This is a genomic window from Virgisporangium aurantiacum (assembly GCF_016863635.1).
GTDB classification, from domain to species: Bacteria; Actinomycetota; Actinomycetes; order Mycobacteriales; family Micromonosporaceae; genus Virgisporangium; species Virgisporangium aurantiacum.
Window position 1 is genome coordinate 1 of the sequence record NZ_BOPG01000125.1, and the last position, 22,402, is coordinate 22,402.

Consider the following 22,402-nt stretch of genomic DNA (forward strand, 5'->3'; position numbering starts at 1 on the left):
GCGCGCTCATCGGCCGCCGTCACCGGTGTAGGGAGGACTCGATTCTCTCAACCATGGCGATCACCATGCCACCGCAGCTCCGCCCCTGAAAAGCCCCGACCGCGGCATACCGGTATCCGCAACCACACCACATCGAGGAAGACTTCATCGATCGAGCAGACGAGCTTCGAGACTGCTCCGCATCACCGGAGCAAGGGAGGAGCAGCACGGGGTGCGGCATAGCGGACACGGTGGTGTGCGGGCAGACTCGTGGTCGTGCAGCTGATGGGGGTCGCCGGTCACGGCGTTGATGTGCGCGTGGTGGGTTACCAGTTTCCGGATGCCGATGATCCGGCGAAGCGCTTCAGCTGGCACATGGTTGAAGTCAGCGCGACCTGCGCCGAGGGCTCCTGGACCGTCAGCTACCCCGCCTTGACCTGCGACGAGTCTCCGCGGTTGAGCAGATGGCTGCGCAATGTCGCCGACACGGTGGGATCGACGCCCACCGGCACGAACAACACCGCCGTGCTGCCGGCCGTGCTGAGCTTCGTCGAGCCCAACCTGTCGCTGACGGTCGTCAGGTCGGCGCCGGCGACAGCGCTGATCGACATCGGGTTGGATCTGGAGTTCGCCCCGCCCTGGCGATCTCGACACGCTGCCGGCGACCCGTGCCAGATCAGGTGCGAGGTGAGCCGTGAGCGTTTACTGCAAGCGGCGGCAGAATGGGACGCAGAGATCGCCCTGTATCCGGACCGTTAGGAACGCCGGCCCTTGGGGCGCGACAGATCCGCACGGCCGCCCTCCTCGCGGCACGAGCGGATAGTGGCGCCTGCGCCTGTGGTCCGGGGTTCCGCTTGCCGCGGCGCTCGGCCGTTGACGACTATGATCACGTGTCTATCCGGCGACCTGGGGATGAGGGTGAGAGCGCTCGCGACCGCGCGGCGGTCGAGCACGTTGTGGGACGAGCGTTGCCCGATGAGTGGCCGGCGGTGGCCCTGCCGGCGGGTGCCCGGGTCCGCGTCGTCAAGGACCCTGATTGGGACGGGCCGTGGAGACGCGAGTTTCTCGGCGTCGTCGGCGATCTCGCGGCGCCGGAACTGGTCCGCCACTACCAGGCGCGGCCTGACGAGTTGATGTACTGGGTCAGATTCGACGAACCGGAGTTCGACCACACCGACGACGGGCCGTACCGCAAGGCCCAGATCTGGGGGCGATACCTCCAGCTCGTTGCCGAACGGGACGGCTCAGGGCGGTAACCGCCCGAGTCGCGGCAAATCAGGGCACCAAGATCACTCGGTTGGGTGCCGTGACGCAGGGTGGGAGACCGCACTCCCCACCGAGTTCCGGGTCGAGTTCCGGGTGACGTCGGCTGAGATGTCGTTCCCGATCAAAGCGGACCAAATCATCGAAACTCAGTAGCTACAGTGTCTGGGATACCGCCACCGGCATACGTGCACCGGCGATGCGTCGAATCGGGTTACTGGTAGCCGCGGATCTGGCAGAACACCGTCGTCAGGTTGCCGGCTCGGGCGTCCCACATGGCTCCGCCCGATGCCGCGGCCACGTCCCGCATCTGGGCCTCATCGGCTTCGCCGAAGAGGATCGGGAAAACGGCAACGGGTTGCCGCGAGCCGCGGGACTGCAGGTAGGACTTGAATGCGGCCAGGTCGCGACCGCGGTTGCTTTCGCCGTCGGTCATCAGCACGATGCTGACGAACCGGTCCTTGTCGACTGCCTCGTCCAGGACGGTGTAGGCGGCCACGAGCGAGTCGTAGACGGCCGTCGCGCCGCTGGCCCGAAGATCCGCGATCGCCGTTCGCAGCAGGTCGTGCGACGGCTGGGGGTCGACCGGATCGAGGGTGAAGGTCCGCAATGGCGCTGGCCGGTCGCTGAAGGGCAACAGGAGCACCTCCTCACGGCTGCGGAATCGGCAGTGATCCGTCGGCGGCGCGCTGTTCGTGCCGGTCAGGCTGTTGAGGGCGGACTTCAGGTTATCCAGCCGGGGTCCTCGCATCGAGCCCGACACGTCAAGCACGTAGACCGTTCGCGACGGTCGGCGCAGCTTGTCAAGGTAGGCCGTCAACAACGTCTTGACGGACGACGGATCCTCCGGGAACGGCAGTTCGACCGGTAGCTCGCCCAGATCCGCTGGATGCTGCAGGCCCGCGACGGCCGGGCGGCGCGTTGTCAGTTGCCCGATGCGACGCTGTGCCGACTCCGATCGCAGGTAGTCCGCGAGCCGCCGCTGGGCGTCTCGCGCTGCGGTCGAGGCGGAGGCCAGCTGGGTCAGCGGATAGTCGCCGCTCACTACACCGTCGCGCGGATAGATGAGCGTCAGCGATTCGGGCAGCCGACCGGAGCGGTTGAGCTCGACCAGGGAACCCTCGTAGTTGATCAGCCCGTCGACCGCGGGTCCCAGGTCGGCACCGGTCATGCGCCGTACGAAGGCGTCGGTGAGCCCGGCGGAGGAGCCGGCGGTGAGCTGCTGTGCGCGGAAGAACCCGGTCAACGGGCCGGATACCCGGGAGACGGCCGCGGCGTCCAGCGCCCGGCCGGTGTCGTCCAGTGCGGTGGCGACGGCTACCAGCGCCGAGAAGCCGCTGTTGGAGGTGGTCGGGTCGGTCATGGCGAAGGTGAACGTGCCGGCGGCGGCCGCGCTCGCGATCTGGGCCCAGCTCACCGGCGTCCCCGCCCAGCCGAGACGCTGTGCGGTGGCGGTGCGCAGGCCGAGCACCACCGGTGAGGTCATGATGCGGTCGGCGCCGGCGAGGCGCTGCTTGGCCGCGGGAATCGTGTCGAGATACCGGTTCGAAGAGAACCACACCGCGTCGTAAACACCGTCGGCCTTGCCGGAGGCGACCGTTTCTGCGCCCTCGATACTGCCGGCGAAGTCCATCTTGACCGTCACTGCGGTGGCTCTGGCCGCCTCGTCGAGGATCGGCCGCATGTCCGCGAGCTCACTGCCGGCCAGGACCCGTAGCGTGACCGGCGACCCGGCGGCGAGCGTGGTGCTGGCGGTGGGATCGGGCCTGGCGCGCTGCCCGGCGTCGCAGGCCACCAACAGCGTCGCGACCGCCAGCATGGCGATGGCGTGGCTGGCCGCGAGGGCGGACGCGCGGCGGGGAGCCGGGATCATGGGACGCACCTCCGGGACGTCTCGTCGTAGCTGCCGAGCTGGCTGAGCATGGCGGTGAGGACGGGATAGTCGGGCGACTCGACGACCGCGGCCAGCGACGGGCTGGGCCGCTGGTCCGGCGAATCGTCGGTCAGCCGGAAGCCATGCTGCACAGCCAGCTTGCGAAGACCAGGGTCCTCGCTGAGCAGCTTGCCGATCGCCCGTCCGGCCTCGGTCCGCGGCACGAGCGTGTGCCGCACGTAGATCGTCGGATTGGGGAAGAGCAGCAGGTGGTCGCCGTCGGCGGGAATCTGGGGCCTGGCCACGCGGTCATAGAACTGCGACTCGTAGATCATGGCCATCGGGATGCTCTTCTCCCCACCGGCCCGGTACTCCTCGTAGAGGTCGCCGCTGGAGGATTGCTTGGTGCCCTGAGCCGACATCAGCAGGCACAGGTCGGGCATCACGGCCGCCAGCTTGTCGGTGCCCGCTATGACTTTGCCGCCGTTGAGCACCGCCGACACGATCGACAGGAACATGATGGCCGAACTCGAGTCCGACGGATCGGTGGTGCGGACCAGCACCAGCCGCCCGTCGTCGGAGCCGTCGCCGGCCAGGTCCTTCCACCGCACCCCCTGCCGGGCCAGGTCCACCAGCTTGTCGATCATGACGACGTCACGGCCGCTGACGCCCTGCACGACGCCCTTGGCGCGCAGCATCTCGGCGGTGCGGGTGAAGGTGGCGATGCCCATGATCGACAGAAGCGGTTTGACCGACTCGTTGACCTTCATCGCCTCCATCACCCGCTTGGCGGTCTGCTGGCTGGCGGGGAAGGCGAGGTCGTACCGATCCGGTTGGGCCTCCAGGCGCTGGACCATGTCGACCGAGCCGCTGCTGTCGATCTGCAGGTCGAACCCGGCGCACCGGAAGATCGTTCGCACATCGGGGTCGGTGAGGAACGTCCGCTTCTCCGACCCGACGATCCCCCGGACCATACTGACGGAGGCCGCGCACGGCTGCTGGCTGTCGCCTCGGCGCACGAGGTTGCGGACCACCAGCCCGCAGACGATCAGCAGGGCGAGAATGCACACGCCGCCGATCCCGAACTTCATGCCTCTGCTCATGGCGTCCTCCTGTCGGCCCTGGGGCGGTCGGCACCCAGCAGCCGCAGATCGGGCGGGATCAGCGTCGCCGTGCGGGCGAGCAGCTCGAGCAGGTTGGTTTTGATCGCCCCGGATGCGGCGGAGTCGACGGTGAGGCCGTGGCAGCCCTGTCGGGTGAGCCGCTGCCGTAGGGCGTCCACGACGTTCTCGGCCTTGCGCGCGGTCCAGCCGCGCTGGCCCGACACGAGGTTGAGCGCGTCGGACGTATCGGGCCAGGACAGCGGCTCCGGGGCGTCGAGCCGCAGCAGATGATTCTGGTACAGCGCGACCAGGACGAGCTTCTCCCGGTCGGACAGTCGCAGGGCCGTCTCGCGCGTGTCCGTCTCCGGGCCGACCGCCACGGGAGCGGGCTGCGGACGGCTGACCAGCAGTTCGACCACGTGCCGGCGGCTGCCCGTGATGTAGAGCGGGGTGTACCCGGCCGGCAGCGTGACCTCGTGGTCGTGCAGCAGTTCGGGCGCGTCGGGGATACGGATCGGCAGCCGGCCGACGTTGCTCAACCGCCACCCGGCGCCGGTCTCGCAGCGCAGCACCGCCTGCTCGCGGCTCACCTTGCCATCGCCGGAGCCAACCGTGACGTGCACGGCGTTGGAGTTGCGGCCGAGGAGCAGGCGGTTGGCTGGCGCGGCGACGGCGGCGTACCCGCCGTCCTCCCCGAGGACGAACAGCGTGCCAGTGGGGGCCGGGTTGCCGCCGAGCGCGGGTTGCGTGCGGTAGAGGCTAGGGGTCGCGGAGCCGAGCGGGTACATTCCCCTCATAACGGACGTTGACATCGGGCGCCTCCTCGGGCGGTTCGCTGGTGACCTCTCGACGCTATGAGCGCTGACCCGGGGACCTTCCCGGCGCGGGTCAGGTACGGGTGGCGTCCTCCGGCCCCGGCCGCGGTTCAGACTCGCGGCGTGAGCCGGCCAGCGAGGCGACGCCGAAGACGGCCGGCCCGATGATCCCGGCGGCCCACGGGACCGGATCGAGCCATCCCTGCGCGCTGGCGACCATGCCTGCGACGGTGCCGAAGCCGCCGGTGACGATCGGAAGCGTCAGATCGCGGGCCTGTAGGACTGCGGCGACCGCGGGTCGGCGCCTCGACCGGGCGACGACCGGCTGCAGCGCCGCGTGCGCGGCCGAGCCGAACTCGCCCGCGGTCTGGAACCGCCGATCGGGGTCGGGATCCAGGCCCTTCCGTACCACCCGGCGCAGCGTCGCCGGCACCGCCGCCGACATCTCGGCGGGCGTGCGGCGGCCCCTGCTGCTGGCGTCGTAGCCGAGCGGTCCGAACGGGCACTTCCCGGTGAGCGTCTCGAAGAGGACGGCGGCAAGCGAGAAGATGTCCGAACGCAGGTCATCGTGCTTTTCGCGACGCTCAGGCGCCATGTAAGCGGAGGAGCCGATGGGCTGTCCCGGCCGGGTGATGCGCGTGTCGCCGGCCGCATCGACCCGGTGCGCGATGCCCCAGTCGATCAGGTACGCGTGGTCGCTGCCGTCAGCGAAGCCGTGGTCGAGCAGCACGTTGGACGGCTTGACGTCGCGGTGCCGCAGCTTGCTGCGGTGTGCGGCGTCGAGCGCCGCCGCGACCTGGCGCACGATCGCCACGGCCCGGGCCGGTTCCAGCGGACTTAGCCGGATCTCGTCGGCCAGGCTGCTGCGCCGCTCGGGCCCGGAGTGGGTGGCGCAGGCCGGATCACCGCATCGCACCAGCCGCATGGCGATGTAGCACTGCGCCACGTCGCGGAAGTCGTAGATCGGCAGGATGTACGGCGAATCGATCTCGGCAGCCAGGCGCATCTCCCGCACGAAGCGGGCACGCGCCTCCTGGCCGGCGACCGCGTCGTCGCGGAGGACCTTCAACGCGACCAGCCGCTCGAGCCGGGTGTCGCGGGCCTTCCATACCACGCCCATCCCGCCGTTACCGAGCCACTCCAGCTGCTCGTACCGGTCGATCGTCACGGCCAAGTTCCACTCCGGAGTCGTTGAGGAGCCGGGTATCTGCATGCGGAGATGCGAGCGGCTCCTCGTGGCCCCGCCCGTCGCGTCGCGATCAGCGTAAAAAACGGCAAGACAAATCCCGCTTGCGTTTCATCCGAGCGGGGTACCGGAAGCGGCCAGTCATCGCTGGCCGACCGGCTGGTTTCCCCGGCTTCAGGCCGCAAGGGCGGCGGCTGCGACGGGCTGGCGGGAAAACAGGTCGATGTCGACCTCTTCCCCGCCGACGACTGCGGTATCCCACGGGCCGCTCAGCTGTAGGGTCCGCAGGGTCTCGCCGCTCAGCCGTTGCAAATGATTGCGCAGCACGGTGTCGTCGGGCAGGCCGGGCAGGCGGGACGCCAGCCGGGTTCGGATCGTCCGGAGCCGCTCCAGAAGGGCTTCGATGTCTGCGTCCCGGTCAAGTAGCCCGGCGCGTCCTTCATCGATCCCCTGGGCGATCTTGTCCTTGATCGCCCATTGGCTACCGTCAGCCTCCGTGGCGACCATCGCCCGCCAGGCCCGGCTCTTGTGGCGATACTGCAGCATCGCCATCGCGGCCTCGTGGCGGACGAAGTCGGCGTCCCGCAACGAGCCGCGATGCCAGGCTTCGTCGACCGTCCGGGCGAGCGACACGGCTGAAACGAGTCCGCTGTTGAGCCCGCGGCCGGGCCAGAAGTGGATGGCGTTGGCCGCGTCGCCCAGCAGGAAGCCGTAGGTGCCCGGGGTCGTTGGCGTCGCGGCGTACAGCTGCGCACTGAACCGTGAGCGTTGCACCATGTCCAGGCGGAACGCGGTCACTGCGGTCAGGTGCTCCTCGGCCACGCCGAACAGGGCCAGACCGTCCATGATCCGCCGCCACAGACCCGATCCCTTGACCAGCGCCGGCAGAAACAGCGTGTGATGAGTCGAGCAGCGGAAGTCGTCATGCTCGTCGCGCACCATCGTGCACGGCCGCGAGGCGATGCAGTCCCTGAACTCGCGCCGGACCGGATCGATGCCGATGACCTCGGCCGCCTCGGCATCAGTCAGGCGCATGTTCAGGAAGCCCTCGCCCCGCAGGGAGTTGAGCAGGAAACGGTTCTGGGCGACAGTCAACGCAACGATCATAGGATCGGGAAGGTCGGACCGTACCCGCAGGCCCAGCACCACGTCCTGCAGGTGTTCCCCAGCCAGCGAGTATGCCGAGCCGTCCGGGACACCAAAACGATCGCTGTAGCGGTCCCGGGTCGGCGAGCGACTGCCCTCGCAGATGGCCAGCACGTGACTGTTCGCGACGGTCTCGTGCTGCTCGGCCGGATCGAACGCGGTCGGCACCAGCCGGATCCGGTCCGCTTTCTCGTTCGCCAGGTCCAGCAGTACGTCCTCAAAGTGGGCGATCCGCACGTTGCGCGGCGCTTGGCCGCGAATCGAGTCAGGCCCGACCGGCCACATCTCGGTGTAGCAGCCCGGGCCGAACAGCCGCGCCTGTACCGCCGCCGGCAATAGCAGGTACTGGCGGCTCTGAATCGTCACGACCTGCTGCCGCCGGACATTGCCGTGTCGTTCGTCTTTCCAGACGACGTCCGACCCTGCCTGCATCCAGCGCTCGTCGTACATCGTGACGGCTACCCGGGAGCCCATCAGATCGTCCAGAAGCAGCGCGAGGCTCAGGCCGACCGGACCGCCGCCGGTGATCACCACCCGTAGCGCCGGCTCCCGCGCAACAACGGCGGTCTGCGTCGCCGAAGCCGCGGGCGCGCCGAGCGGTGTCACGGCTTCGGCCGTCGCGAAGCGATACGTCTCCTCGCCGATCGTGATCCGGTCGCCGTGCCGCAGGCGGTGACAAGTCGCCAGCACGCCGTTGACGAGGGTTCCGTTGCGGCTCGTCCGGTCATACAGCACATAACCGGACTCCTCCCACAACACCTCGGCGTGCAACCGGGAGGCGGTCGCCCCAGCGGCGATGAGTCCGCTGCCCGGATCGCGGCCGATGGTCAGCCGCACGCCCGGCATCGCGATCCGCTGTCCCCGGCGAGGACCGTCACACACCACAAACTCAGCCGACACGAGCATGCCCTTTCTCGGATTGCCTGATGTTTCCGAGAGCGTATGGAGGTCAGGGCGGGAGGGCACCCGTCAGCGATGTCGCTTGCCACGCTCGTGGCAGGCGACAGCGAAGAGCCGGCCAGGTGCACCTCAGCTGGGCCACGGGCGCTACAGGCGGGCGTTCGGGCCGCCTCGGGTGATCAGGTCGTCGTGGGTGCTGGGTTCGGCGATCCGGCCGGCGTTGCGGCTTGCGAACGATCTGCGGCTTGAACGAGCCGTCACGATCCCGCGGCACCGTGATCTGGACCGGGCCAACGTCGGCCAGCAACGTCGTCGCCCGGGGAACATTGCGGGAGTTCCCGGGGTCCTTGGCCAGCCGACATAGCCGAGGTGATCAGCGATCTCCTCACCCAGCGCTGCCTCGGTCACCCGCTCCAATCAAACTGCTGCAGCAGACCGTCCTCGCTTGTCAGTTGCAGGCCCGCCTCCCGGACCTGCTCGACCCGCGGCCACCAGCTCGGCGTCCACACCCGCCAGCGTCGCCGCCGGGTCCTTCTCTCACCACCGCCGCATTATCCACGGCCAGCTCACGGTCATCAGGTGCGTCTCCCTATCGGAAGTTACATCGAGTCTCGTGAATTCCATCCTCCTGTCTCCAAGATCACGCGCGCTGTAATCGGCATGTTGGCGTGCACGCCGGGGGCCGAGGTCTACGTTGGTTCAACAAGATCGAGGAGCCAGCCACCATCCTTGCGGGTTCATGGCGGCCGGCTGCTTCCGAGCGATACGGGTCCGTTCAGCCGGACCATGGCTACTACGGTGGGTCACGCCCCGGCGCTATCGAACTGCGCTCACGGCGGCAGATGTCCGCGTTCCCGCCTCGCCGCTAACATGCCTCATGCCGGATGACACCGAGGATCGCGACTGGACCGTCGAAGAGCCGGGGCGCCCGTTTGAGCAGTGGCTCGACGACTACGCGGACTCCACGGCCACGGTCGATGCGCTTGGACAACTTGGCGCTCAGTGCCGCGACGCGGCAGATCGCCTGGTCGGCGAATTGCTTGCTAGCGCCGGTAATCCGGCCGTGCGGGCCCGCCTCACACGGACACTCGGCTTCATGATTTACGACAGTTACCGGCTCGACGGTTGGGATGAGTACGAAGGTTGATCGCGAGCGAAGGATAGTCAACGTCCGATGATCCAGCGGCTCGCCACTGGATCATCGGACCCTCGAGCGCGACCGAACTGCGGCATGTGCGTGCGTCTACTGCGGCCGGCCCGTCAAACTGCCAGGACCGTCACCCGCCTCGCCAGCGGATGAGCAAGCCTCACGACGATCCGCGCACGACGGGATGGGTCGCCGCAAATACCAATGCGCAGGCGTCATGTTGCCGTCACGTCGGCGAGCACCGCTGCTCGTCCCGCGTCGTACTCGGCGAGGGCAACTGGCTCCTTTGCGAACTGAGCGCGACAGCGCTGGCGGGACTGGTGGCCATCATCGCCGGTTCAGTCCTCGCCGCTCAACGCACCGAGCCGGCACCACCATGACACCGAGCGCGTGGAGACGGCGCGGTCGATGGCCCGGTCTCGACCTGTTCGCCGACCGAGCGGCGGCCGCCATCGGCGAGCGCCTAACTGTCCTCCTGCTTCGGCAAATAGCGCAGCACAACCACGTCGCCGACCGGGATGACCTCGGCCAGCTTCATGCGTCGGCGTGGGCCGCCCGGGTAGGCGGCAGGGTTGAGGAACGGGGGTGCTTCGGCCTGGCCGACGATCAGCGGCGCGATGGCTACGTGCAGTTCGTCGGCCAGTCCCTGGGACAGGAACGCGGTGTGGACAATGCTCCCGCCTTCCACCATGAGCCGGGCAACCCCGCGGGTACCGAGGTCGTCGAGCATCCGGCCGAAGTCCAGTTCCGCTCCGACAGCGACGACGTCGGCCAGGCCGGCCAGCCGATCGCGTAGCTTGTCGGCTGCCTCGTCGGTGGTGTAGGCGACCTTCTGGCCGCCGTGGTGCCAGAACTTGGCCGCCGGGTCCAGGTCGCCGGTGCGAGAGATGGTCACCTTCAACGGGTACTCGGGCTTGCCCGCGTTCACCCGTTCGGCCCGGCGTTGTGGGCTGTTGACCAGAAGTCGTGGGTTGTCCGCCCGGATGGTGCCGGCCCCGATCAGGATGGCGTCGGACTCGGCGCGGACCTGGTCGACCCGGTCGAAGTCCTCCGGGTTGGACAGTAGGAGCCGGTCGGGGCTGGTGTCATCGATGCGGCTGTCGATCGACGTGGCCACGCTGAGCAGCACGTAGGGGCGGGGCATGTGGTTGTGATCCTCCGGGGTCGTTGGGCTATCGGGCGTTGGTGGTCAGGGCCTCGTGGAAGGCTGCCACAGGTGGGAGAGAACGCCACGGCGTCAGGTGCTGGTCGACCTCCACCAGCTCGTTGAGAATGCGAGCCGACGAGGTTTGCCTACCGACCGTCAGCGCCCGCATCGCCACTGCGGCGGCCTGCTCCGGCTCGCGTGCCCCGGTGTGCGCGGCCGCTTGTCGCGCCAGGTACACGCCCCGATCGCGGTGGTAACCGGCCGGCAGACGACCGATCGCGGTGGCGAAACCCTCCGCTGCCTGCCTCATCAGCCTGATCCCAGCGTCCGATCCGCCAGCGCTGGGCTGGTCGTCTTGGTGGTGGCGTCCAAGGACGGCCGTGCTACGGGCCTGGTGGACATCGATGTACGCATGATCCAACCAGGTTCCCCACTCGACGGTGGGGTCGACGTCGGTGGTGTCGATGAGGTGGCGTGCCCGGTCGTACGCGGCCGCGCACGCTGTCTCGTCCTGGCTCAGGGCGTGGCCGTGCGCGGCGTATGTGGCGGCGATCGCGCCCAGGCGGGTACCCGGCCGAGCTGCCTCCTCGGCAGCTTGGCCCACATCGAGGGCCTCAGCGGGATCACCCATGTCCCCAGCGAGCTGCGCCTTGCGCGCGAGGACGAACGTGGTCAGGTCGGGGTCGCGGCCGATGTGTGACCACTCCAGCGCCCGGTCCGTCCAATACTGGGCGGCCGTGAAACTGCCGGCATCCTGGTGCAGCCAACCCGCGAACTCGGCGTAGGTCGCCTGCAACTGGACCAACCGGCGTCGGTCCCCACCCTCGACGCTGCTTCGCAGCGCCTGCATCAACCGGATCTGCTGCTCGACGGTGGGGATGACTACCCGGGGTCCGAGCAGGTTGTCGTTGTCGATGAGGACACGCCGGATCTGCTGCAAGTACTCGATCGGGTTCCCGTCCTGCGCTGCGAGGGCCGCCAGCTCGTGATCGGTACTCGCTGCTGCCGCTGAGGCCGGACCGACGCCGGCGACGGCGATCCCCGCGGCGGTCCCGGCGAACTTCAGGAGGACGCGGCGGGAGACCGACACCAGGATCACCTTTCCGTCGTGGAGCACGGGCAGAGAAACCGTGCCGTCTCCCCACGGTGAGGGATCTTCGGTCACCGTTGCCAGTTCTGGCCTGAAGTTGGCCTCATGGCCGCCGCGGTTGGCCTCATCGCGGTCTGCACCGGCTCCCTGCATTGCCTCCCACAGCCTGATCAGCACGCCCGTGCCGCCGAGCTGCTGATCGCACAACTCTGCAACGTGCCGCGGTGGGATCCGCTCGCCGCGTTCGAATTTGCCCAGGTGTGACGCGTCGTAGAAAACGGCGGCACCGAGTGCGGACAGCGACAGGCCGTGCCGATCCCGCAGCGCGCGCAGTTCGGCGCCCCACAGGTGCACCGGTGACCTGTGCGGCGTCAGTACCCGCCTGGCCTGGCCCAATACCGCTCCTTCACAAGGCCGATGGGGGCCGATGAGGGCCGCCCCATCGGGGCCTCGTTCCACGAATGTCGTCGCCAGATGCTCACAGTGTGGCCGAAACGCCACACCGTTACGAGCCCATCGACGTGTCGGAGGTGGCCGAGATGCTCTGGATGTTTGCGCTGATCGCTGTTGCCGCCGCCACGCTGACGCTCGGCTTCATGGTCGGGTTCGTGACGTTCAAACGGTCCCGACAGTGGTGTCCAGGGTGTGGGGCGGTGCTGCGCTGCCCCGAATGTCCGCGACACCCGATGCGCCATCCGGCCCTGTCGATCGTCGAGACGCGGACCTCATGAGCACGGCGATCCAGATGAACGGACGCCCGAGCCCGGGATCGTGTCCGATACCGATCCCGCCCGGGAGTTCGGCTTCGCCGAAGGTCGTGGTAACCGGCGCGGCCGGTTTCATCGGCTCGCATCTGGTCGACGCACTCCTTGCGACCGGACATGTGGTCGTCGGGGTAGACAGACGCAACCCGTGTAGCGACCTGCTTGCCGGGCTCAATCTCGCCGGCGCGGTGAACCATCCGAAGTTCACCTGGGTTGACGCCGACGTCGCGAACGCCAGCCTCGACGCCGTGCTGGACGGCGCCGACTGCGTCTTCCATCTCGCGGGTCTGCCGGGTGTCCGTAGATCCTGGGGCTGCGAGTTCGCGGCCTACGTCACTGCCAACATCGTCGCGACGGAACGCCTCGTCGCCGCGTGCGAGCGTGCAGGCGTTCGACGGCTTGTCTATGCCTCGTCGTCCAGCGTCTACGGTCCGACGACCGCCGCAAGCCGGGAGAGTGACCCGACCCGACCGATATCGCCGTACGGGATCACCAAGCTCGCGGGTGAGCTGCTGTGCCTTGCCCACGCGGTGCGGGCCGACAGTCGGCTAAGCGTGGTCGCGCTTCGGTACTTCACCGTGTACGGACCTCGGCAGCGGCCCGACATGGCGATCGGCCGAATGCTGGCCGCGGCGCTGACCGGAAAACGGTACCCGTTGTTTGGCAACGGATCGCAGCGGCGCGAGTTCACCTACGTCAGCGACGTGGTGAACGCGACGATCGCCGCGTCCCGTCTCGAACAGCGCCACGCTGTGGTCAACGTCGGCGGTGGCGCGAGCGTCTCGATAACCGACCTCCTGGGCATCGTCGGTGATCTCACCGGCAGGCCGGTGCCGCTGGCCGCCGTCGCCGCACAGCCCGGCGACGTGTGCGCGACGGCCGCCGATCTGACCAACGCCCGTGCCTGCCTCGATTACCGACCGAGCGTCAACCTGCCGGTCGGATTGGCGCTTCACCTGGAGTGGCTGCGAGGGCTGCCAGCGCAGGTTCTGCGTCTGTATGAACCCATGTTCGAACCGTGTGCTGCGGAGGTGGCCTCGTGTACGTCTTGACTGGCGACTCGGCGAACGATCTGTACACCGGGGTGTGCCGTGCGGTGCTGACCCAGGGACGTCGCGCCGCACCTCGGGGTATGGCGACCACCGAGCTGCTCGGTGCGCACCTGTGCCTGAACGACCCACGCCGCCGATTCGTATCGGTGCCACCGGCCAGGCTGCTCAACCCAGCGTTCGCGGTCGCTGAGGCGTTGTGGATCCTGTCCGGCTCCGACGACCCGTGGATCTTCACCTACAACCGCAACCTGCGCCGCTACGCCGACAACGGCCGGCTGCACGGGGCGTACGGCCCACGGATGCGGCGGTGGCGCGGCGAAGTGGACCAGCTCCAACGCGTCCGTGCTCTGCTGGCCAGGGACCCGGACAGCCGGCAGGCGGTCATCCAGATCTACGACCCGCAGCTCGACGCCCGAGGGCACCGGGATGTGCCGTGCACCTTGAACTATCGCTTCTTCGTCCGTCGCGGCCGTCTGGACATGCACATCACCATGCGCAGCAACGACGTGTGGCTCGGCCTGCCCTACGACCTGTTCACCGCAACGCTGTTGCAGGAGCTGATGGCCGGCTGGTTGGGCGTGGAGGTGGGTACGTACCACCACCACGTCGACTCCCTCCACCTGTATGCCCAGCACCACGACAGCGCCGCTCAGGTCAGCGCTTCGACCGTCAACCCATCGCCGGCCATGCCCTCCCTTTCGGCGCCGCCCGACGACCTCACCGCGTTCCTGAACGCAGTCATCGCGGGCGAGCCGACTCTCGAAGCGACAACCGGGTGGAAGGAATTCGGTGCCGTCCTGGCCAGCTACCGCCTGTGGAGCGACGGTGAACGGTCGGCAGCCCGAGCGGCTGCCCTCGGCATCGGCGGCAACCTCGGCGAAGCACTGCACGGGTGGTACGACCACCTGACGCCTGCTTCCGCGGCCGTCGCGGAAGCAGGCGCCCAATGACGCGCACCGGACGCAGCGTGGTCCTCGGGTTGTGCTCCTACACCCACGACTCGGCCGCTGCCCTCGTCGTCGACGACACTCTTGTCGGCTTCGCCGAAGAGGAACGGCTGACAGGCGACAAGCACACGGCCGTATTCCCGCAACAGGCGGTGCGGTGGCTGCTCGACACCGCCGGCCTGGACGCCGATGACGTGGATGTGGTGGCGTACAACTTCGACGGCCGCCGTTACCTCGACGCCGTTGTAACAACGGAACTGCTGGCCCGCATGCCGGCGACACGAGACCGGGCGCAGCCGAGGGCGGACAGCTTCCGCAAGGTGCACGACCGATTCGCACGCCGGATGGCCGACCTACGCGACCGGTTCCCGCGCGCCAGGATCGCGCCGACACTGCACCACCGAGCGCACGGCCTGTATGCGTTCGCGTCCAGCCACTACGACGCTGCAGCCGTGCTCGTCGTGGACAGCCTTGGCGAAGCCCAGACCACCACCATCGGCGCTGCGGAACGGCTGGGCGGTGGTCGGTGCCGGTACGCCATCGCCGAGGACATCACCGACCCGGCATCGCTCGGCTACGCCTACGGCGCGATCACTGAACACCTCGGCTGGCGCCGCGGCGACGAGGAGGGCACCGTCATGGCGCTCGCCGCACTGGGCGACCCGGGCCGGTTCCGCGACCTCATGCGCGAAGCCATCCCGTTGACCCAGCACGGATTCAGCCTGGACCCGCGCTGGTTCCCGTTGCGGGTGCTGGCTCGGGGCTATCCCCGCGTCACGGAGGCGTTCGTGGCGGCGACCTGTGCGATCCGCGCCGCCGCCGACGATGTGCGACCCGTGCACGCCGATCTGGCCGCAGCACTCCAGGAACGTACCGAGCAGGTGATGGTGCACCTTGCCCGCCGTGCTCGCGCCCTGACCGGGGCGCGGCTGCTGTGCGTCGGCGGCGGCGTGGCCGCGAACTGCGTCGCCATCGGCAGGATCGTGGAGACCGGCCTGTTCGACGAGATCCATGTACCGCCGGCACCCGGTGACTCGGGCACCGCAATCGGTGCCGTCATCGCCGCATGCCTCGACAGCCACCATCCACTGCCCGACGGCGTCGCCGGGCAGTGTTACCACGGCCCGGCCTACCCGACGATGGACCTCCCGAGTCATCCCCGCCCCGGCATGACCGCATACCGGCCCGCCGGCGCGGCCAAGCACTTCGCGCTCAGACTCGCTGAAGGTCACATCGTGGGTCTGTTCCACGGCCGACTGGAGGCCGGGCCACGGGCGTTGGGGAACCGGTCGATCCTGGCCTCGCCGCTGCGACCCGACATCGTGGACCGGCTCAACGCCAGCGTGAAGTTTCGCGAGCCGTTCCGCCCGTTCGCCCCGGTCGTGCTCGCCACAGCCGCGGCCGACTACTTCACCCTGGGGCAGCCGGCGCCGTACATGTCGATCGCCTCCGGCGTCACCGACCTCACCCGCGAGCGTCTGTCCACTGTGGTGCATGTGAACGGCACCGCCCGGGTCCAGATCGTCACACCGGACGCCAACCCGTTTCTCGCCGAGGTGCTGACCGAGTTCGCCGCACTCACCGGCCATCCGGTCTTGATCAACACCTCGTTGAACGTGAAAGGCCAACCGATCTGCGGCACCCCGGACATGGCCCTCGATTGTCTCGCCGGCAGCGGGCTGGACGCGCTGATGCTGGAAGGCTGGTGGATCACGAAATGATCATCGGCTACAGCCACTGGGGGTTCCTCGGCCCCGGCATCCACGACACCCCCGACGGCGGCCGAAGCCACCGCCGCGTCCTCATCGACGGCCTCCGCGAACGCGGACACGAAATCGTGTTCCTGCAAGCCGACCGCGACCTGACCGAAGCCGGCCACGACCTGAGCGGAACCTACCGGTGGAACGGCGGGCTTCCCGACGTCGACATGCTGTTCCTGGAGTGGCGCTGGCCCATTCCCGGCCGTAACACCACCCGATGCGTCAGCCCGGGTCACACCTGCGACCTGCACCGCCAGCAGCAACTCCTCGACCACTACACCGCGCACGGCGTCCCGACGCTGCTGTGGGACAAAGACCGCCAACTCGCGCCCGACGACCTGCTCCGCCACGTGCACAACGTCGTCGTCTGCGAGCCGGCCCTGTATCCGTCACCGGGCGCGGTGTCGCTGCTGTTCCCGGTCGCCGACACCGCTCTTCGGTGCGCCGACCCGCTCGCCCTCGCCAGCGCGCCGCGGGAGCTGCCGCTGCTCTACGTCGGCAACCAGTACGACCGCGACGACGCCTTCGATCGCTACCTCGCCCCCGCCGCCCGTCACTATCCGCACATCATCGCCGGGAAGTGGCCCCACACCGAGCGGTGGCCCGACCTGAACTTCTGGGGCCGCATCCCGTTCCCCGGAGTCGCGTCGCTGTACCGGCGTGCGGTGGCGACGGTCCTGCTGCTGCCGGACCGGTACGCCGAGGTCGGGCACATGACGCAGCGGCTGGTCGAGGCCGTCCTCGCCGGCTGCCTCCCACTGGCCCCAACCACCATCCGCGGCGCCGACCGGTTCACCCCACCCGAGCTTCACATCACCGACGGCGACGACGCCGCAGACAGGATCGGAAGGCTAATGAACGCCACACCGGCGAGACGGGCCGAGCTGCTCGACGCGTGCCTGCAACGCCTGGACGCGTTCCGGCTGTCCCGGCAGCTCGATACGATCGAGCGCGTCATGGCCGACCTGAGCGCTCACCGGGTGGGCTGATGCCGGGCCCACATCCCACCACCCCGCCGGACCCGGGACTACCGTCGGCGGGCATGGACAGGATCGCCATCATCGGCTGCGGCGGCTCCGGCAAGACCGTTCTCGCCCGCCACCTCGCCACCTCGCTCGGCCTCGGGGTCACCAACCTCGACGCGCTGTACTACGACGACGGTTGGAACCCCACCCCGATGGAGAAGTTCGCCGACCTCCAACGCGAACTCGTCGCCGCCGAACGCTGGGTCATCGAGGGCAACTACGCCTCCACCCTGCCCATCCGCCTGGCCCGCGCCGACACGGTGATCTTTCTTGATCTGCCCGCGCGGACCTGCCTGTGGGGCATTGCCCAGCGGCGGTGGCGCTACCGGGGCGGCCAGCACACCGACGGTGTCTTCGACCGCATCACCTGGCCGTTCGTGAAGTACATCCTCGGATACCGGCGCAGCATGCGCCCACGCGTTGACGCCCTCATCGCCGAACACGGCCAGCACGCCACCTTCGTCCGGCTCACCAGCCGACGACAGGCGAACCGGTACCTGCACCAGCTCGGCGCCGACGGCCCACCATGACACGCAATCTGGAGCCAATCGCGGCCACGCCGTTCACCGACCGGGCGCTCGTCGCGGGCTCCCTGTACGCCGCACCGGATCGGCTCGCGCAACGCACGACCGCGTTGCACCGTGCCAAGGTGAGCGGGGCGAACGCCACCGATACCATCGCCGCTCTCGCGGCGGACGCCGACCCCGCACCCCAGATGATCATCGACGTCGGCTGCGGACGCGGCACCGCCACCGTCAGACTGGCCCGCCAATACCCGTCAGCGATCATCCTCGCGGTCGACCAGTCACCCGGGCTGCTGACCGTTGTCCGCGACCGGCTATCCGCCCAGCATCGCAGCACGGCCCTCATCGCCGCCGATTTCCATCACCTGCCGCTGCCCACCGCCAGCGCGGACCTCGCCCTTGCGGGCTTCTGCCTCTACCACAGTCCACGACCCCGGCACGCGCTTGCCGAGATCGCCCGCTGCGTTCGCCCCGGCGGCTGGATCATCGCCACGACCAAGTCCGCTGACAGCTACCACGACATCGACGCCCTCATCGCCACCAGCGGCCTCGATCCTGGCGCAGACCAGCGACCTAGCCTGTATCAAACCTTCCACACCGGCAACGCCGAGGCCGTCGCGGCAGCTGCCGGGCTGACCGTGCAGCGGCGTGTAGACCAGCAACACATCTTCGAGTTCGCCGACCTCGATCACCTGGCCGCGTACGCGATCACCTGCCCGAAGTACCGTCTGCCCGCCAACCTGACCGACGCAACCTCGCTGGCGGCCGAGTTGCGACGCCGTGCACCGGACGCGGGGCCGACCACCGCGTCCACCGTCACCTATCTGATCGCGCAGCGCCCGTGATGCGGGCCGTGTACGTCAAGCACTACGCCGACCCTGCAAGGGCCCTCGCCGCCGGCACTCACCTGACCTGGCTGATCCAACTCGATAGCGGCGTACGCCTACCGGACCTGCACCGGGTGACGGCCAACCACCTGATTCTGGAACACCTCGACGGGTGGCCTTTTCAACCGGCCGATCTGGAACACGCCGCTGCGCTCCTCGGCCGGCTGCACGGCACCGCCCACACCCGCGAGCTGCACGCCGCCCACCTCGGTCGGGACTACACCAGTTCCACCGGCCTGACCATCCGACGCTTTCCCGCCGGGCGCGAGCACGTCCTTTCCGACGCTGACCCTGACCTGGTCAACCTCCCGGCCGCGCTGTACAAGGACTGCAACCTCCGCAACGTCGTCATGACGGCCGGCGGTCCAGCGCTGGTCGACTTCGACGACCTCACACTCGCACCCTTCGGATACGACCTGGCCAAACTCGTCGTCTCCACCGCGATGACCCACGGTCGGCTACCCGCCGACCAGATCAGCGCCGCGCTACACGCCTACAACGTCGACGTCGACGACATCGGCACCCGCGCCGCCGAATGCACAAGGCTCCAGCTCGCCCGGTATGCCGAGATCCACCATCGGCTCACCGCCCGATACGTCGGCCGCAACGGCTACCAGCACCTATGGCCCACCGTCCGCCCCTGGCCCGCACCGAGCGCCGAACCGCGCTCCCGTTGAAGGAGCCCACCGTGGCCATCACCACCGAACTGGTCCTCGCCCGCCACGGCGAAGCCAACTGCAACACTGCCGGCATCGTCGGCGGCGAACGCGGTTGCACCGGCCTCAGCCCGACCGGCAGCGCCCAGGTGGAGCGGCTGGCCGCCCGCCTCGCCCGCGAGCACCACGCGCGTCCGTTCGAGGCGTTCTATGGCACCCCACGCCGCCGCGTCCGCGAAACCATCGACATCATCAACGGCGTTCTACCGATCCCAGCCGTCGTCGTAGACGATCTTCGTGGTCCCGACCATGGCGACGCTGATGGCCGTCCCTGGCACGAGATCAAGACCGCCTTCGCCGGACCACCCCAGCACAACCCCGACCGGCCCTATGCGTACGGCTCCGAGACCTGGAACCAGTATCTCGACCGGGCCACCGCCGCACTGCGCACAATCCTCGACCGCCACTCGGGGCAGCGCGTTCTCGTCGCTGCGCACGGCGAGACCATTGAAGCCGCTCACGTCCTGCTTCTCCAGCTCCCAGCCGCCGTCCGACCTGGGCTCGGGTTCGTCGCCGAACATGCCTGCGTCACCCGCTGGCAGCAACACGTCAACCGCTTCAACCGCCGCGTCTGGATGCTCGCCGCGCACAACGACACCAGCCACCTCACCGATCCCCAGCCGTGACCGATCTCGCCGGGACACTCCTGGCCATCTGCCGCCGGCTGGGCGACGCCAATGCACAGCCCCTCGCCGTGCACCAAGGCCACAACGGCACAGTCGTCCTCCGCACCGCGACCGGGACCGGGGAGGTCATCGTCAAACTGCACCGCGGACACGAGCGCCACCGCCAAGAGGTCCACGCCTACCGGCACTGGACACCCGCGCTGCGAGGCCGAACTCCACGCCTGATCGCCAGCACGGAGAATCCGCCGGCCATCGTCATCACCGCGCTGCCAGGCCGCCCACTCGCCGAAGCCTGTCTGTCGCCGCAGCGGGAGGTCGAAGCGCACCGGCAAGCCGGGGAGTTGCTGCGGCAGCTTCATGCCGCTGGTCCGAGCCGGACCCAACCGGACATGACCACCTGGCTCGTCGAGCGCGGCGAGTACTGGCTCGCCTTGGGGCGAGCGATCATCCCAGCAAACCGTCAGGCCGAGATCCGAGCCCATCTGACCGCGCTGAGCGACCTTGGACCGATCCCGGCTGTTCCATGCCACCTCGACTACATGCCACGAAACTTGCTCGCGGAACCGTCCGGCCAGGTCGCCGTGATCGACTTCGAGCACGCCCGCTACGACCTGGCCGCTCGCGATCTCGTGCGTCTGGCCACTCGCACATGGCCGAGCCGACCTGACCTCGAACACGCCTTCCTGGTCGGATACGGCCCGTTGAGCGCACTCGACCGCCAGATCATCGAACATTGCTCGCACCTGGACGCCCTGACGCGGGACGTTCAGGGTGCTCAGGTTTAGATACGTCGCGGACGTCGATCAGCCGCGCGCGGTGAGTAGTCATCGACTGCGCGCAAGATCGCGGGCTTGTCCTTCGACTCGGCGCCGTCGGGCGCCGACCGGACGATCAAGACCCGGCTGCGGCGTCGATCCCGGCAAGTCCGAGAATCAGTACAACGACGCTCCACGGTCCGCCGGCGAGAAGTCCGCCGAGAATATCGCGGCTCACGGTGATCTGATTCCTTCCATCCGTTCTGGTCGAACGTGCGCAGGGCTCAGCCTCGACCAGTGCATGATGGCAAAACTGAGTCCGCGCCCGGAAGAACTCCGGTACCGCTGGCTCGATCTAGACCCAGGTTGACCCAGATGAACCTCCGGGGGTTCTCGGGTCTGCTGTGAGCCGCGGGCTTCATACCGTAGTCCCTCAAACAATCGGAGGCGGTATCGATACATGCTGTGCGCCACGGCGGAGGAGTCAGTCCACCGCGACGCCGCGCTGCACACAAGGAAATAGGCCTGTCACCTCCACCGCATCGGCCAGACGCGGGACGACCGACCGCGACGCCGCCCTCGTGTTCATGATGTCCTCGGACCTCGGACGCGGCGCGGCGCGGTAGCCTTCACCCGGGAAGAGGTGCGTCGCGGCCTCAAGCCCATACACCGCTGACGCATTGCGACATGTCAAGATCAACCGCGATAGGCAGACGTGGATCGAGTCCCTGCGGTGCGCAGTGAATAGCTGGCCGGGAACCCCAATCGCGAACTGGTCTGAGCGTGAGATTCTTGGACCAAAGTCAGGGCAATATCGACGTGCTGGTTCCGGCTCCGTCGACGAACCACCAGTTCGAGGACGTTTTCGCAGGTCGCAAAGCCCCAGCGCGGGCGGCACGCCGTCCGCGAGGATCTCAACACCGCGATCGACTTGGTGATGTCCGACGCGCCGGAGGCCCAGCGCGGGCGGCACGCCGTCCGCGAGGATCTCAACCCGTTGGTGTCGTTCACGGTGACCGCGGCGCCGCCGGCCCAGCGCGGGCGGCACGCCGTCCGCGAGGATCTCAACTGGTCCTGCAGCTCGACGTCGCCGTTGGGGCCGCATCCCAGCGCGGGCGGCACGCCGTCCGCGAGGATCTCAACTCCTACCTGGACATGTACCTGGCCGACGTCGAGGCCCAGCGCGGGCGGCACGCCGTCCGCCAGCGCGGGCGGTGCGCCGTCCGCCAGCGCGGGCGGTGCGCCGTCCGCGAGGATCTCAACGTCGGGTTGCAGCAGGTGGCGGTGCTGCGGGCTACCGACCAGCGCGGGCGGTGCGCCGTCCGCGAGGATCTCAACACCACGCGGAAGTCGGAGACGACGACCCAGGCACGGCCAGCGCGGGCGGTACGCCGTCCGCGAGGATCTCAACTGGCACCGCCACGCGAACATGATGGACCCGCTGACCACCAGCGCGGGCGATGTGCCGTCCGCCAGGATCTCAGGATGATTACGCCGAGAATGTAGGTAATGCGCTTTCGAGATGCGCTGGTCGACCGCTTCGGTGCGTCCTGCGTCGCATGCGTAGTGATCCGGGCGCCGGGCGGACGTTATCTGACCTCCTGCGGATCATCTCCACTCACCTGCATTGGAATGAGTGTCCTCACCGCGATTCGTCCGCAAGGAAGTAATCACAGCTTCGAGCGGCTCGTGTCAGT

20 protein-coding genes, 1 pseudogene and 1 CRISPR repeat array are annotated in these 22,402 nt (G+C 68.6%); of the genes and pseudogenes, 13 read left to right on the forward strand and 8 right to left on the reverse strand.

What is annotated here, in order from left to right; all coding sequences use genetic code 11:
* Window positions 1-264: 264 nt before the first annotated feature.
* Both Vau01_RS60745 and Vau01_RS60750 read left to right on the forward strand, forming a co-directional pair.
* Window positions 265-738, forward strand: coding sequence for a WapI family immunity protein (locus Vau01_RS60745; protein ID WP_444546065.1), 474 nt, complete (start codon window positions 265-267; stop codon window positions 736-738).
* A 209-nt stretch (window positions 739-947) separates the two neighbouring features.
* A complete protein-coding gene (locus Vau01_RS60750; protein ID WP_204013831.1) occupies window positions 948-1,235 on the forward strand; it encodes a hypothetical protein in 288 nt (95 codons plus the stop codon).
* 221 nt (window positions 1,236-1,456) lie between these two features.
* Here the strand turns inward: Vau01_RS60750 and Vau01_RS60755 are convergent, their stop codons facing one another.
* The 6 genes and pseudogenes from Vau01_RS60755 to Vau01_RS65750 all read right to left on the reverse strand — a co-directional run.
* The gene (locus Vau01_RS60755; RefSeq protein ID WP_204013833.1) at window positions 1,457-3,115 is read right to left on the reverse strand and encodes a VWA domain-containing protein; all 1,659 of its coding nucleotides are present in this window, start codon (window positions 3,113-3,115) and stop codon (window positions 1,457-1,459) included.
* Window positions 3,112-4,218, reverse strand: a complete 1,107-nt coding sequence (locus Vau01_RS60760) for a hypothetical protein (protein WP_204013836.1) — start codon at window positions 4,216-4,218, stop codon at window positions 3,112-3,114. The genes Vau01_RS60755 and Vau01_RS60760 overlap by 4 nt, the downstream gene beginning before the upstream one ends.
* On the reverse strand, window positions 4,215-5,030 hold the full coding sequence (locus tag Vau01_RS60765) for a hypothetical protein (protein WP_204013838.1): 816 nt from the start codon (window positions 5,028-5,030) through the stop codon (window positions 4,215-4,217). The genes Vau01_RS60760 and Vau01_RS60765 overlap by 4 nt, the downstream gene beginning before the upstream one ends.
* 76 nt (window positions 5,031-5,106) lie before the next feature.
* Window positions 5,107-6,201, reverse strand: coding sequence for a serine/threonine-protein kinase (locus tag Vau01_RS60770; protein WP_204013841.1), 1,095 nt, complete (start codon window positions 6,199-6,201; stop codon window positions 5,107-5,109).
* A 192-nt stretch (window positions 6,202-6,393) separates the two neighbouring features.
* Complete coding sequence (locus tag Vau01_RS60775; RefSeq protein ID WP_275424064.1) at window positions 6,394-8,271, reverse strand: FHA domain-containing protein; 1,878 nt, start codon at window positions 8,269-8,271, stop codon at window positions 6,394-6,396.
* Window positions 8,272-8,479: 208 nt separating this feature from the next.
* Window positions 8,480-8,806, reverse strand: a pseudogene (locus Vau01_RS65750) (transposase); the annotation flags it as partial.
* 336 nt (window positions 8,807-9,142) lie between these two features.
* Between Vau01_RS65750 and Vau01_RS60785 the strand changes: the two are divergent.
* Window positions 9,143-9,412, forward strand: a complete 270-nt coding sequence (locus Vau01_RS60785) for a hypothetical protein (RefSeq protein ID WP_204013861.1) — start codon at window positions 9,143-9,145, stop codon at window positions 9,410-9,412.
* Window positions 9,413-9,875: 463 nt separating this feature from the next.
* Here the strand turns inward: Vau01_RS60785 and Vau01_RS60790 are convergent, their stop codons facing one another.
* Window positions 9,876-10,556 carry a RibD family protein gene (locus Vau01_RS60790; RefSeq protein ID WP_204013864.1) on the reverse strand — a complete coding sequence of 227 codons (681 nt, stop codon included), beginning with the start codon at window positions 10,554-10,556 and terminating at the stop codon, window positions 9,876-9,878.
* A gap of 28 nt (window positions 10,557-10,584) precedes the next feature.
* Window positions 10,585-12,003, reverse strand: coding sequence for a helix-turn-helix domain-containing protein (locus Vau01_RS60795; protein WP_204013867.1), 1,419 nt, complete (start codon window positions 12,001-12,003; stop codon window positions 10,585-10,587).
* 176 nt (window positions 12,004-12,179) lie between these two features.
* Here Vau01_RS60795 and Vau01_RS60800 point away from each other — a divergent pair, with 176 nt between their 5' ends.
* From Vau01_RS60800 to Vau01_RS60845, 10 genes are all read left to right on the forward strand, one after another.
* Entirely contained in the window at window positions 12,180-12,380 is a 201-nt protein-coding gene (locus Vau01_RS60800) for a hypothetical protein (protein WP_204013869.1), read from the forward strand.
* Entirely contained in the window at window positions 12,377-13,465 is a 1,089-nt protein-coding gene (locus Vau01_RS60805) for an NAD-dependent epimerase/dehydratase family protein (RefSeq protein ID WP_239153073.1), read from the forward strand. Before Vau01_RS60800 ends, Vau01_RS60805 begins: the two co-directional genes overlap by 4 nt.
* A complete protein-coding gene (locus Vau01_RS60810) occupies window positions 13,453-14,415 on the forward strand; it encodes a thymidylate synthase (RefSeq protein WP_204013872.1) in 963 nt (320 codons plus the stop codon). Before Vau01_RS60805 ends, Vau01_RS60810 begins: the two co-directional genes overlap by 13 nt.
* Complete coding sequence (locus Vau01_RS60815; protein ID WP_204013875.1) at window positions 14,412-16,133, forward strand: carbamoyltransferase family protein; 1,722 nt, start codon at window positions 14,412-14,414, stop codon at window positions 16,131-16,133. Before Vau01_RS60810 ends, Vau01_RS60815 begins: the two co-directional genes overlap by 4 nt.
* A complete protein-coding gene (locus tag Vau01_RS60820) occupies window positions 16,130-17,161 on the forward strand; it encodes a glycosyltransferase family protein (protein WP_204013877.1) in 1,032 nt (343 codons plus the stop codon). The genes Vau01_RS60815 and Vau01_RS60820 overlap by 4 nt, the downstream gene beginning before the upstream one ends.
* A 53-nt stretch (window positions 17,162-17,214) precedes the next feature.
* The gene (locus Vau01_RS60825) at window positions 17,215-17,727 is read left to right on the forward strand and encodes a P-loop NTPase family protein (RefSeq protein ID WP_204013880.1); all 513 of its coding nucleotides are present in this window, start codon (window positions 17,215-17,217) and stop codon (window positions 17,725-17,727) included.
* Between the two features lie 119 nt (window positions 17,728-17,846).
* Window positions 17,847-18,566, forward strand: coding sequence for a class I SAM-dependent methyltransferase (locus tag Vau01_RS60830; protein ID WP_204013883.1), 720 nt, complete (start codon window positions 17,847-17,849; stop codon window positions 18,564-18,566).
* Window positions 18,566-19,285: a phosphotransferase gene (locus Vau01_RS60835; protein ID WP_239153077.1), complete on the forward strand. Its 720-nt coding sequence runs from the start codon at window positions 18,566-18,568 to the stop codon at window positions 19,283-19,285. Before Vau01_RS60830 ends, Vau01_RS60835 begins: the two co-directional genes overlap by 1 nt.
* A gap of 11 nt (window positions 19,286-19,296) precedes the next feature.
* Entirely contained in the window at window positions 19,297-19,950 is a 654-nt protein-coding gene (locus tag Vau01_RS60840) for a histidine phosphatase family protein (RefSeq protein WP_204013904.1), read from the forward strand.
* Window positions 19,947-20,735 carry a phosphotransferase enzyme family protein gene (locus Vau01_RS60845; RefSeq protein WP_239153074.1) on the forward strand — a complete coding sequence of 263 codons (789 nt, stop codon included), beginning with the start codon at window positions 19,947-19,949 and terminating at the stop codon, window positions 20,733-20,735. Before Vau01_RS60840 ends, Vau01_RS60845 begins: the two co-directional genes overlap by 4 nt.
* Before the next feature lie 851 nt (window positions 20,736-21,586).
* Window positions 21,587-22,116: direct repeats of the CRISPR family, unit length 38 nt; unit sequence CCCAGCGCGGGCGGCACGCCGTCCGCGAGGATCTCAAC.
* Window positions 22,117-22,402: the final 286 nt, after the last annotated feature.